The sequence below is a fragment of the Streptomyces xingningensis genome (assembly GCF_054957865.1).
The window spans coordinates 1-11747 of the sequence record NZ_JBDJPF010000105.1 but is presented as its reverse complement, the minus strand read 5'-3'; the positions used below and the strand labels follow the sequence as shown (position 1 = coordinate 11747).

The following is an 11747-nucleotide window of genomic DNA, read 5'->3' as shown; positions in this document are numbered from 1 at the left end:
CACACGCGGCGGTTCGGTGGACGGCGTGATCTACCATTCCGACCGCGGCAGCGAGGGCGGATTCAATCGATCGTCGCAACACCGGCTTGTGCTGATCGTAGATGATCGTTGAGGGCTTCCGCGGGTGTCTTCCAGCCGAGGACCTTGCGGGGACGGGAGTTGAGGACCGAGGCGATGGCGGCCAGTTCGGTGGTGCTCCATCGGGACAGGTCGGTGCCCTTGGGAAAGTACTGGCGCAACAGCCCGTTGGTGTTCTCGTTCGTGGCCCGCTGCCACGGGGCGTGCGGGTCTGCGAAGTAGACCGGCAGCCCGGTCTCGACCGTGAGCTGGGCATGAGCGGACAGCTCCTTGCCACGATCCCAGGTCAGTGAGCGACGAAGCTGGTCGGGCATGGTTGTCATCGTGGTAGCCAGGGCATCCTTCATGGCCACTGCCCCGTAGCCGCCGAGTGCGGGACCGTTCTTGGTCGGTGGGATGATGCCGTAGCCCTCGGCCCGCGGCAGGTGAATGAGCATCGTGTAGCGGGTCGTTCGTTCCACGACAGTTCCGATCGCCGACCGGTTCAGTCCGATGATCAGGTCCCCTTCCCAGTGGCCGGGCACGGCGCGGTCGGCCGCTTCGGCGGGCCGCTGGCTGATCACCACGTCCTCGGTGACGTGGCCGCCCGGCTTGTTACGCGCTCTCGCCCGGGGAACGCGCAGAGCGCGGCCTGTGCGCAGACAGGCCACGAGCTCTCGCTTGAGGCCGCCGCGGCTCTCGACGTAGAGAGATTGGTAGATCGCCTCGTGGCTGATGCGCATGGAGTTGTCCTCAGGGAAGTCGATCTCCAGTCGGGCTGAAATCTGCTCCGGGCTCCAGGCGTTCGCCCACCGGCGATCGTTGCGATGGGGCTTGTTGCGCCCCTTCCACCTAGGAACCTGTGGCCCGGGAAGCACCGTGCCGTCCGGAGATCGGATCACTCCCAGCAAGCGGTCCTGAACGTACTCCCGCAGCCGCTCGTTCCCGGCCAGCTTTGCCTCCTTCGGCCGCTGGGCCACCAGGTCGGCCTTCCACTGCGCGACTGAGGCCCGATACTCGAGCCGGCCCCCACGTGTGGCCGCGTTGCGCCGCAGTTCCCGGGAGATCGTCGAGGGTGCCCGGCCAAGCTGTTCGGCAATCTCCCGTACCCCGGCACCTTGCGCGCGGAGCAGAGCGATCTCCTCCCGCTCGGCGAACGAGAGGTAGCGGCCCGAGACAGCAAGATCGATCTGCGGCATCCCGCCAGCATGCCGGAACCACCGCGTTCCCACCGCAGGCGCTGCCCCGACGGCAACGGCCGCATCCTCACTGGTCAGACCCTTGGCGATCTCAAGCCAGAACAGGCGCTCGATCTCCCGCCGCGTCGACGGCCGCCCCGGTGACTTCATCGGCGATCGCCCTGTCAACTCCGTCATCCAACCCGCTGGCCGTCCCACAACACACCCCTCTGATCAGGAGTGTTGCAACGACTGGTTGAACCCAAGGAGTACACCAGCGAGGCGTACAACACCCTGTGTCGGAAGCTGGGCGTCGTCCGGTCGATAGGGCGCGTGGGCTCGGCACTCGACAACGCCGCCGCGGAGAGCTTCAACTCGCTCATCAAGGTCGAGTACATCCACCGGCACGTCTTCACCACCCGCTCCGAGGCCCGGGTCAGGATCGCCACCTGGATCACCGGCTTCTACAACACCCGCCGCAGACACAGCGCGGCCGACGGCCTGCCTCCGGTGGAGTTCGAACGCGTCATCAGCGAAGCACGCGCCAAGACCAGCCAAAAGGTCCTGGCTGCATAACCAAGGACTCTACGTTTTCAGGGGATTGACACACTGACGCATCCGTGCCAGGCCGGACATGACTCTGACCGACAAGGCACCCCGCCCACGCGATCTGCGAACACCCGTGCAAGCGCGGTTTCGCCGGGACAAGCTCGTTCGGCGAGGTCGGCTTCTCTCAGGGCTGTCGGAGGGCGGTCGTCAACTCCGGAGGGGCGCTGTCAGGGGATGCCACCATGGTGTGTCGCATGACGGCTTGCGGTTCCAGGAGGTGCTCCTTCATGGCAGACAGTGCTCGGCAGTCCTGTCCTCCCATGCGTCCCGTGGTGCAGGAGACGTATGGTCCCGCTGACCTGAGCGGGGAGGCGATCTTCGCCGGGGGATTCATCAACTTCGGTTACTGGCGCGCCATCGACCTGGACACCCCGCTCGGCGAGGCGGAACGGATCCGCAGCCAGGAAGACCTCTACCGGCATGTCCTGGACTCCGTCGGCCCGTTGAGGGGCCTGAAGGTCCTGGAAGTGGGCTGCGGGCTGGGGATGGGGTGCGCGCTGGCCCTGCGTGAGTACGGACCGGCCGCCGTCACCGGCATGGACATTCATCCGCAGCAGTTGCAGCGGGCGCGTGGCGCACATGCCGGTCTGCTGCGGCAGGAGCAGGGGCGGCTGCGGTTTGCACGGGGAGCCGCGGAACGGATGCCGTTCGCGGATGGTGAGTTCGACGCGGTCGTCAGTGTGGAGGCCGCGCAGCACTTCCCGGATCTCGCCGCTTTCGCGGCCGAGACGGTGCGGGTGTTGCGGCCCGGTGGACGGGTGGCCGTGGCGAGCTTCTTCACGGACGACGCGCCGGGCCGGCCCGGGGAGCTAGCGGGCCTGCTGGACACGTATGCGAACGGCCTGGACATTGCGCGACCGGTGACAGCGCTCACGGAGGCCTTCGCGGCGGCTGGGCTAACTGGGGTGCGTGCCGAGTCGATCGGGCGGCATGTCTGGCCCGGGTGGGACCTCTGGCTGGGTCGGCAGTGGGCCGAGGGGACCTGGCCGCGGAACTTTCTATGGGCCTATGAACGGAGGATCCTCGACTACTACCTGATTGGCGCGTCGTTGGAGAGCGTTGAGCAGTAGCAGGTCGAGGGCGCAGAACGGGCACCGGAATTTCCCGGACCGACGTGCACGAGCCTCTTGAGGCCGAGGGAGATTTTGAACCACTTGCGGTCGGTTTCCAGTCGAGTGGGACCGTCTTCGCGCTGGCCGGTCTTGCCTTGGATGTGGCCGTCGGTTCCCGTGACGGCGGCAAAGGGCAGGACGCAACGCGTCGTGACAACCGATCAGTCAGCACCTACCGCCCGTCCACCAGCAACAGCAACCACAATGCGAGCAACTGGCATGCAATCACTGGTAACTCTCACTGGCATCAAACCAACGCATCGCAGTGTTCCGTTGGTGCCGTCCTGCCCCGGGCAGAGCGGTCAGGACGGTGCCGGGAATGGGTGGGTCAGGCGCCGAAGCCACCGTCGATATCCAGGCTTGCGCCGGTGACGAACGCGGCCTCGGGGCCGGCGAGGTAGGAGACCATCGCCGCGATCTCCTCGGCCCGCCCGAAGCGGTCCAGCGCCATCCAGCTGAGCATGCCGGTGGACATGGGGCCGTTCGCGGGGTTGGCCTCTGTGTCGACCGGGCCGGGCTGGACGTTGTTGACAGTGATGTTGCGGGGACCCAGCTCCCGGGACAGGCCGCGGGTCAGGCCTGCGACCGCCGCCTTGGTCATGCCGTATATGGAGCCGCCGGGGAAGGGCATACGGTCGGCGTTGATGCTGCCGATGGTGACGATGCGGCCCCCGTCCGGGAGGTGGCGCAGCGCTTCGCGGATCCCGATGACCACACCGCGGATGTTGACGTTGATCATGGTGTCGATGGCGTCGATAGGCAGGTCCTGCACGGGGGCGAAAGTGGCCCCGCCCGCATTGTTCACGAGAATGTCCAGGCTGCCCAGGATGTGGACGGTCTCGTCGACGGCGGCGGCGATGTCTTCGTCCTTGGCGCTGTCGGCCTGGATGGCTTCGGCACATCCGCCCGCGGTGCGGATGACGTCGACGATCTCCTCGGCGCGGTCTTTGGAACGGGAGTAGGTGAGGGCCACGGCGGCGCCGTCGGCCGCCAGGCGCTGCGCGACCGCCGCTCCGATGCCCCGGGATGCCCCGGTGACCAGGGCGACCTTGCCGTTGAGAGTGTGTGTCACGTTGTGCTTCCTCTCACAGGTGTTTGGGTTGTTTCCCACGGTGGCTTCCGGTGCCGGCCGTGTAGGAGGCGGCGGTGCGACGCCGGGTCAGGTTTCCGCCGGGGTGCCCGCGCGCTCGGCGCCGGGGCAGGAAGAGGGCTACCACCGCGCCGACCGCGCATATCCCCAGCGTCCACCAGAAGGTGGCGCCGAACGCCTCCGTGAGAGGGCCGGCCAGGCGGGGTTCGGTGGCGGCCGACGCGGAGGAGCCGGAGGGGCCGAGGCGGTCGGTGAGCTGCTGCTGGATGACGACGGCGAGCAGGGCCGTGCCGACGGAGCCGCCGAGCTGGATGGACGCAATCAGGGCGCTGCTGGCCCGGCCGGTGTTCTGGGGGGCGATGCTGGTGAAGCCGGTGGAGAGTGCGGGGGCGAGGGTCGTGCCCAGGCCGATGCCGCGCACCAGGAGGGCGATGACCAGCAGGGCGGTGTCGTTGGCGGGGTCGAGCAGGGCGTAGGCGACGGTGCTGGTCGCGGCGAGGGCCATGCCGGAGAGGACGATGGTGCGGGGGCCGAAGCGGGCGACGAGGCGTCCCACGGTGGGCAGGATGAGGACCGTGCCGACGCCCTGGGGGGCCAGGAGCAGGCCCGAGGTCCATGCGTCGAAGCCGCCGGCCTGTTGGAAGAACAGCGGGAGCAGGAACATCATGCCGTAGACCGAGGCACCGAAGAGGAAGGAGCTCAGGGCGGCGGCAGTGAACCGGCCGGTGGTGAACAGTCGTACGTCGATGAGGGGAACACCGCGCAGGCGCAGGGCGTGTATGACGTAGGCGATGAGGAGGGCGGCACCGGCGATGAAGGGGATGGCGACGGTGGGGGCGCCGATGCCGCCGCCGCTGGCCAGCTGGGAGAAGCCGAGCAGGAGCCCGGCGAGGGCGGCGGGCAGTAGAGCCAGGCCGCGCACATCGAGGCGGGCGGCGCCGCGCTGTTCGCGGGGTGGGTCGGCAGGCAGGATGCGCTGGGCGAGGACGGCGCACAGCAGGCCGAGGGGGACGTTGAACCAGAAGAGCCAGCGCCAGCCGAGGTTGTCCATGAGGACACCGCCGACCATGGGACCGAAGACCGGGGCGAGGGTGATGGGGATCTGGACCATACTCAGCACGGTGGTGGCCCGTTTGGGTCCGGCGGCGCGGGCGAGCACCGTGAGCATGATGGGCTCGAACAGGGCGCCGCCGATGCCCTGGACGACGCGTGCGCCGATCAGCATGCCGACGGTGGTGGCGAGGGCGGCCAGGACACATCCGACGAGGTAGACGGCGAGGGACGCTTGCCAGAGGGCTCTCTCCCCGAAGCGGTCCATCGCCCATCCGGCGATGGGGATGACGATGGCGATCGCGAGCAGATAGGCCGTGCTCACCCACTGCACGGTGGACAGGGACACGGAGAACACCTCGGTCAGGCGCCTCATGCCCACCGACACGATGGTGGTGCTGAGCAGGGCGATGACGGCGCCCAGGGACAGTGTCGAGCCGATGGGCAGCAGGCCTTTGCCTTCTTGCTCACCTGTCTTGAAGGCCGCCTCGCTCGAGGCGTTGCCGACGTCCGGCGGACGTGTCGGCGCGGTCTCTTTCATTGCTGCCTTCCGCGCGTCTTCGCGTTCCGGGCCGCGCGCCTTGGGGTGCGTGCGACCGGCGGGTGTGGGATGGCCGACGGGTCGGCCGGGTCAGTGGGCGGGTTCTTCTCCCGGCCCTCAGCGGTGGCGGGCGCCGATCTCCGCGATGTGCGGGAAGCGTTCGGGGGCCAGGGGGGACGCCATGGACAGATAGTCGGGTCCTGACCGGCGGGGACGTGCAGGACGCGCTGGCGCCGGGCGGCGCCTTCCTTCTCTTCTGCTGTCGTTGCCTCGGTCACGGGGGCTCCAACTCGATTGAGTCCGGGCGGGGTTGGTGTGCTGCAGGGCATCCGGTTCGGTGGGATACACAAGGGAAACACCACCCGCTCAGGAACGGTTGCATCCCCGGGCCGGTCGGCCCGGGGATGTGCGTCGGGGCAGGCGAGGCGACTCAGCGGGTCGGCGAGCTGTCGCGGTCGAAGAAGGCGGACAAGGGTGCGATCGGCGATCCGGTGCCGAGTGGGGTCCGTAGACCAGGGCGCGTCGGCCGGGGGAGGTCGGGAGTTACTGCCACACCTGCCGATGTCGGACAACGGCCTGTTTGGGTGCAGCTCAGCTTCGGCCTTCCAGATCGAGCAGGAAGCGCTTGGCCTGGACGCCGCCCGCGTATCCGGTCAGCCTCCTGGAGACGCCGATGACACGGTGGCAGGGCAGTACGACGCATAGAGGGTTCGCCCCCAGGGCCTTTCCCACCGCCCGCGCGGAGCCGCGGCGGCGCACCGAGCGGCGAGTCTCCGTAGGTGGCTGTCCCGCCGTATGGGATGCGCTCAGCGGCCGTCAGGACGACTCCCTTGCCGAACGGGCGTGGCCAGGCTGAGGTCGAGCGGTACGGAGAAAGAGCGCCGCTTTCCCGCGAGGAAGTCGTCGAGCTGGCCGCGCGCCTGGTTTATGACCGCTAGTTGGCGGAGTCGGCCGCGGACTCATCCAGACATTCGCGCGCACCCGCGGTGAGCCGCCGTCGTATGGCCTCGGGCGGGAAGAAGCCGCAATAGAGCAGGGCTTCGTCGGTTGCGGCGAGCGCGAGGCGGCCACTGGGCGTCTGGTGTTCCGCGACGACCACGGCGCCCACCGGTTCGTTCGCTGTGTTGCGGTTTCTGGTGCGCATGAGGTTTTCCTCCCGGCTGGGCGACATGGCTGGCTGTCCCTTGCCCAGGCTCCGTGGCTGGTGGCAGGCCGCTGTCTTCCGGCCGGCTGTCTTCCGCTCGGGCGGAGTGTTCACGCTTCTATCGGCCGACAGTTCTTGCAGGCGCGGTATCCCGCCTCGCGGGCGGCCCGCGCCGAGCGGAAGGGCACCTGGTGGGGTGGGGTGATCCGGCGCGCGTGGGCGCAGGTCGGGTGGCAGTAGATGCGTGTGGTGCCGCTGCCGAGGAACACCGTCCCCGTGCGGGGCAGCCACGCCAGCTCTTCGTCGATCCCCTCGGCGCCGCGCAGCGCTGCGCCCGTCGTGGGCCCGTAGCCCCCCAGGTCGCAGGGGCCGCCGTTGTCGAAGGTGACGCGGTGACAGGGGATCAGCAGGGGCACCGGGTTGGCCGCCAGGGCCTCGACGACGGCGCGGCCGGGCAGCGCGGCCTCGCGCGCCACCCAGGCGAGCGGCCGCAGCTGCCCGTGCGGGATGGTGCGCACCGCGTCGAGCGCGGCCCGTTCCGTCGCGGTGAGGTCCGGCAGGTCGAACTTCAGGTCCTTGGTGCGGCCGGTGCGCAGCGCGGTCCGCAGCCCCGGCAGAGGCCGTGTCGCGGGGATTGCGCTCCGGCCGGTGCGGGCGAGGTGCGCCTGCTCGAATGCCTCGGGGCCGGGCAGGGTCCCGCCCAGCGCCGCCCCGGTCACGGCCTGCTCCCCGTATGCGACATAGAGCCCGCCGACGGGCGCGTCGAGGTGGAGATACAGGTCGTAGTGGTTCCTCGGGATGCCCACCCGCTGGAGCACCCGCGCGGCGAAGTCCGCTGGGGCGGGACCCGTGAGCTGTGCGAGGGCCCTTTCCACGGTGCTGTCCGGTTGCTCGGCCCTCTCCCCATCCCGGTTCACATCCCCACCTCCTCCAGCAATGCGGCTTCTGGTTCCAGTAGTTGGCGCAGGGTGCCGATTCCCCTCGACACCTGGGCCTTGACCGTACCGACCGGGCATCCTTGCACCTCAGCCACTTCGGCGTAGCTCATCCCGACCACATGGCGCAGCACCACCGCCACCCGGACGCGCTCGGGCAGTCGGGCGAGCGCCGCGACCAGCACCGCCCGGTCGGCAGCCGTCTCCGCGCGTTCGGCCGGCCCCGGCCCCGCGGCGGGCCAGTTCTGGCAGGAGTCTTCCACGCGAGTGGCGGCGACGGGCCTGCGGACGGAGGTGCGCACGTGGTTGCGCCACACGTTTGCGGCGATCGTCATCAGCCACGCGCGGGGGCGCAGTGCACAGCGCCGTTCCGCGGAGTATCCCTGCAATGCCGTATAGGCCCGCAGGAAGGTCTCTTGGCCCAAGTCGTCTGCCTCGGCAGCGTTTCCCGTCATCCGGAGCAAGAAGGCATAGACCACTGTGACGTGGACCCGGACCAGTTCCGTGAAGCCATCGTCCAGATCCGCCGCCAGACGTTCGCAAAGTGGCATGTCTGTCTCGTCCATCACTGACAAAAACACCGGGGGGCTCCGTCCGGTTGCACGGATGGGGAAAGAAGCCGCGGGGTGCTGGTGCCGACCGGGGCGGCGTCAGCTGCCGGGCCGCTGCGGCTCGGTCGGGAAGGTGTAGTGGCCGGGCTTCACGCCGCCGTCTTGAGCGCCGAATTCGCGCCGTCCGTCGGGTTGTTGGAGGAGATCCCGCCGTTGGAGGAAGTCCCGTTGTGGCACGGAGCCGCGGCGCCTGGGCTGTGACGGTTCGTCGATCGGGATCGCCCTGCGGCCCCTTCGGTACCCGTCCCGCCTGCCCTGGAGGCAAGTTGGCGCGCAGGGTGAGGTGGTTGCGTCCTCGGAAGTGGTGTACGGGTTCCCGCCCGTTCCGGGGGTTTGACCGGGTAACAGGGTGAGGGCCCGGATAGATGGACGGCCACCGGCTGATCTTCAAGACGACGAAGTCTCAGAAGGAGATCAGCACGATGACCGCACCCGACAGTCTGCCCTTGCACGCGCTCACCGAGGAGAACCTCGCCTCGGCGAGTCCCGACCTGCTCCGCACGATGATCAAGACCTTTGCGGACGCATTGATGTCTGCCGAGGCCGATACCTTGTGCGGGGCCGAGTACGGGCAGGTCAGCGACGAACGCGTCAACTCCCGTAACGGCTACCGCCCGCGCGAGTGGGACACCAGAGCCGGCACCGTCGAACTGGCCGTTCCCAAGCTCCGCAAGGGCAGTTACTTCCCCGCCTGGCTGCTCGAACGCCGCCGCCGGGCCGAACAGGCCCTCATCAGCGTGGTCGCCACCGCCTACCTGCTCGGTGTCAGCACCCGCCGGGTGGAGAAACTCGCCGAGTCCCTCGGTGTCACCCAGCTGTCGAAGTCCCAGGTCAGCTCGATGGCCCGGCACCTGGACGAGCAGGTGGCCGCCTTCCGCGACCGCCCGCTGGACGCCGGCCCGTACACGTTCGTGTGGCTGGACGCGCTGACGCAGAAGGTCCGCGAAGGCGGCCGCATCGTCAACGTCCATGCCCTGGTCGCGGTGGGGGTGAACGCTGACGGCCACCGCGAGATCCTCGGCATCGACGTCGCCTCCTCCGAGGACGGGGCCGGATGGCTGGCCTTCCTGCGGTCCCTGACCGCCCGCGGCCTGGCCGGCGTCCAACTGGTCGTCTCCGACGCCCACGCGGGCCTGGTCGAGGCCATCGGGGCGGCCCTTCCCGGCGCTTCGTGGCAGAGGTGCAGGACCCACTGAAGCCGTAAACAATCAACTTGTTGGTGTGTCGGCTTCTTCGTCCGTGGCGGCGAGGAGGTCGGGGGCGGTGCGGTAGCGGGTGGTGGCCGGGGGTGGGAGGAGTCCGCTTTCCGCAAGCAGGGGCCGGATCTCGCGGACGAAGTTCCCGATCGAGGACCTGCTCACGTCCCCGAGCGCGTCGGCGAGGACGTCCAGGGTGCACAGTTTCCGGAGGTAGAGGACGGCGACCACGACGCGCTCTTTGTCACCGAGCTTCTGGGGGAAGACGCCGCCGCGGCTGCCCGGCTGGCGATCAGTGCCCCGGCGCTGGTAAGAGGCCCGTTCGACCTGGGCAGCCTGGCGTGGGGCGAGGCGGCGAGTGAGCTCGTCCAGCTCCGCGCGGGACATGCCGGTAAGCCGTGGATGGGACAGGCTGTCCATGATCCGGGTGCGCGACGGGGTCTGGTCGGTGTCGAGGAAGGCCATCAGCGCGTCCGCCGTGGTGAACCGGCTGGAGGCGTAACCGGGCTGGTGGCCGTGGTCCTCCAGGACCCGGCGGGTCTCGGCGACGAGGTGACCGATGCAGGTGGGGGTCACCTCCAGCATGTCGCCCAGCAGCTTCATCGAGCACACCTGCCGCTGGTAGAGGAGGGTGAGCATCACCCGGGCGCCGTCGTCGAACAGCGGCTTGGCCCGCTGATTGCCGGTGGCCCGCCGGGCGCGTCCGCCACGTTGCTCGCTGTAGCGTTCCTGGGATCGGGCGGCCTGGTGCGGGGCCAACTCGGCGCACAGATCCGCGAGTTCCGTACTGCTCAGCCCGGTCAGCCGCGGGTCGGCCAGGCGGACGAGAAGCTCGCGGCGCCGGTCGGCGACGCCGTGTGTCTCGCCGGCGGGCAGGGCCTGCGGCGCGGAGGAGGGCTCGGGCAGCAGGGTGTAGTTCCACTGGCTGTGAACCTCGTGCCGGACCAGCGGCAGCGCGGCGAAGCGGTCCTTGCTGATCGCGATGCCGGTGGGGTAGTCACCGGGATCCAGCTGGGCTTCGACACGCAGGCCGGCCCGGGTGCGGGTGGCGGCGATCGTCTTGATGACGACGTCGTGGCTGGTCAGCGGCCTGCCGCGCCAGTTGTGGGTGATGTGGGAGAACAGCCGGTGCTCGATTTTGTTCCATTTGCTTGTGCCTGGAGGAAAGTGACACACCGTGATCGCCAGCCCGGTTTCAGCGGCCAGGGCGGCCAGTTCGCTCTTCCAGACCCGGTAGCGGTAGCCGTTGGAGCCGCCCGCGTCCGAGGTGATCAGCAGCCGCGACGCGGCCGGGTAGTCGAGGCTGCCGCGACAGCGCCACCAGCGGCGGATCGACTCGACCGCGAAGACCGACGTGTCGTGGTCGACACCGACGTTGACCCAGCCGGTGTTGCGGGCAATGTCGTAGATCCCGTACGGGATCGCCTGCTGAACATCCGGGCCGCTGAAGAAGAAGTGATGGTCCTCCACCTCGACCGGCTCGCCCGCGGGGCGCCACTCGCGGCCGGCCATGGGCAGCCGTCCGATCTGCTCCCGCTTCTTCGTGTCCACGCTGATCACCGGCTCGCCGACGGCCTGGTGCTGCTTGACCTGCTCGTTGATGTAGCGGAACTGGGCATCCCGGTCGGGGTGCTGGGCACCTTCGAGGGTCTTGACGTTCGCCTGCAGACTGAAACCCTCCTGTCGCAGCAACCGGCCAACCGTCGGCGCGGACACCGGGTGCCCCTGCCGGGTCAGCCCCTCGGCCAGGTTCCGCAGCGACTTCGTCGTCCACCGCAGCGGCGACTGCGGATCACCCCGCTCGTCCGGCTCGACCAACCCCAACAACGCCGTGAGCAGAGCAGGGTCGTTCTCGTCGGCCCGCTTGCGGCCTCCGCCTGGCGCCCGCACCCGGCTGCCCGGCAGCGGCCCGACCCCCGTTTCCAGCTCCCACACGCCACGTCGCACGGTCGTCTCGCTGACCTGCGCGATCCGCGCCACGGCCCGTATGCCGCCGTGCCCGATCAGCCGGGCCTCGGTGGCCAGGGCCAGACGTCGCTGCCGCTCGTTCAGATGCGGCAACAACACCGCGAACCTGCTGTTGAGTTGGGCACGTATCTCCTCCGGGACCGCCATACCAAGGCAACGAGCCCGGACACGAGAAGCAACACCTTGATTCTTTACGGCTTCTGTGAACGGTGCACCTCTGGCGCAGGGCTTTGGGGAAGACCTGCTCGGCCGCGCT

General features: G+C 69.1%; 10 protein-coding genes and 1 pseudogene. 3 read left to right on the top strand and 8 right to left on the bottom strand.

What is annotated here, in order from left to right; all coding sequences use genetic code 11:
- Nucleotides 1-62: 62 nt before the first annotated feature.
- The gene (locus ABCR83_RS31265; protein ID WP_462698629.1) at nt 63-1433 is read right to left on the bottom strand and encodes an IS30 family transposase; all 1371 of its coding nucleotides are present in this window, start codon (nt 1431-1433) and stop codon (nt 63-65) included.
- Between the two features lie 45 nt (nt 1434-1478).
- On the opposite strand from ABCR83_RS31265, the gene ABCR83_RS31260 reads away from it, so the two are divergent.
- Nucleotides 1479-1811, top strand: coding sequence for an integrase core domain-containing protein (locus tag ABCR83_RS31260; RefSeq protein WP_462698627.1), 333 nt, complete (start codon nt 1479-1481; stop codon nt 1809-1811).
- A gap of 293 nt (nt 1812-2104) precedes the next feature.
- Nucleotides 2105-2914 carry a class I SAM-dependent methyltransferase gene (locus ABCR83_RS31255; RefSeq protein WP_462698631.1) on the top strand — a complete coding sequence of 270 codons (810 nt, stop codon included), beginning with the start codon at nt 2105-2107 and terminating at the stop codon, nt 2912-2914.
- Nucleotides 2915-3284: 370 nt separating this feature from the next.
- Here ABCR83_RS31255 and ABCR83_RS31250 read toward each other — a convergent pair whose 3' ends face one another.
- The 6 genes from ABCR83_RS31250 to ABCR83_RS31225 form a co-directional block, all read right to left on the bottom strand.
- Nucleotides 3285-4028, bottom strand: coding sequence for an SDR family oxidoreductase (locus ABCR83_RS31250; RefSeq protein ID WP_462698626.1), 744 nt, complete (start codon nt 4026-4028; stop codon nt 3285-3287).
- A 13-nt stretch (nt 4029-4041) separates the two neighbouring features.
- Nucleotides 4042-5637 (bottom strand): MDR family MFS transporter, encoded by a 1596-nt coding sequence (locus ABCR83_RS31245; RefSeq protein ID WP_462698625.1) that lies wholly within the window; start codon nt 5635-5637, stop codon nt 4042-4044.
- Between the two features lie 591 nt (nt 5638-6228).
- Entirely contained in the window at nt 6229-6396 is a 168-nt protein-coding gene (locus ABCR83_RS31240) for a methylated-DNA--[protein]-cysteine S-methyltransferase (protein ID WP_462698624.1), read from the bottom strand.
- Between the two features lie 175 nt (nt 6397-6571).
- Nucleotides 6572-6781, bottom strand: a complete 210-nt coding sequence (locus tag ABCR83_RS31235; RefSeq protein WP_462698622.1) for a hypothetical protein — start codon at nt 6779-6781, stop codon at nt 6572-6574.
- Between the two features lie 110 nt (nt 6782-6891).
- A complete protein-coding gene (locus tag ABCR83_RS31230) occupies nt 6892-7698 on the bottom strand; it encodes an MGMT family protein (RefSeq protein WP_462698621.1) in 807 nt (268 codons plus the stop codon).
- Entirely contained in the window at nt 7695-8282 is a 588-nt protein-coding gene (locus tag ABCR83_RS31225; RefSeq protein WP_462698630.1) for an RNA polymerase sigma factor, read from the bottom strand. Before ABCR83_RS31225 ends, ABCR83_RS31230 begins: the two co-directional genes overlap by 4 nt.
- A 467-nt stretch (nt 8283-8749) precedes the next feature.
- Here ABCR83_RS31225 and ABCR83_RS31220 point away from each other — a divergent pair.
- A pseudogene (locus tag ABCR83_RS31220) lies at nt 8750-9520 on the top strand (IS256 family transposase); the annotation flags it as partial.
- Nucleotides 9521-9535: 15 nt separating this feature from the next.
- On the opposite strand, the gene ABCR83_RS31215 reads toward ABCR83_RS31220, so the two are convergent.
- Entirely contained in the window at nt 9536-11638 is a 2103-nt protein-coding gene (locus tag ABCR83_RS31215; RefSeq protein ID WP_462698620.1) for an ISAzo13 family transposase, read from the bottom strand.
- Between the last annotated feature and the right edge of the window lie 109 nt (nt 11639-11747).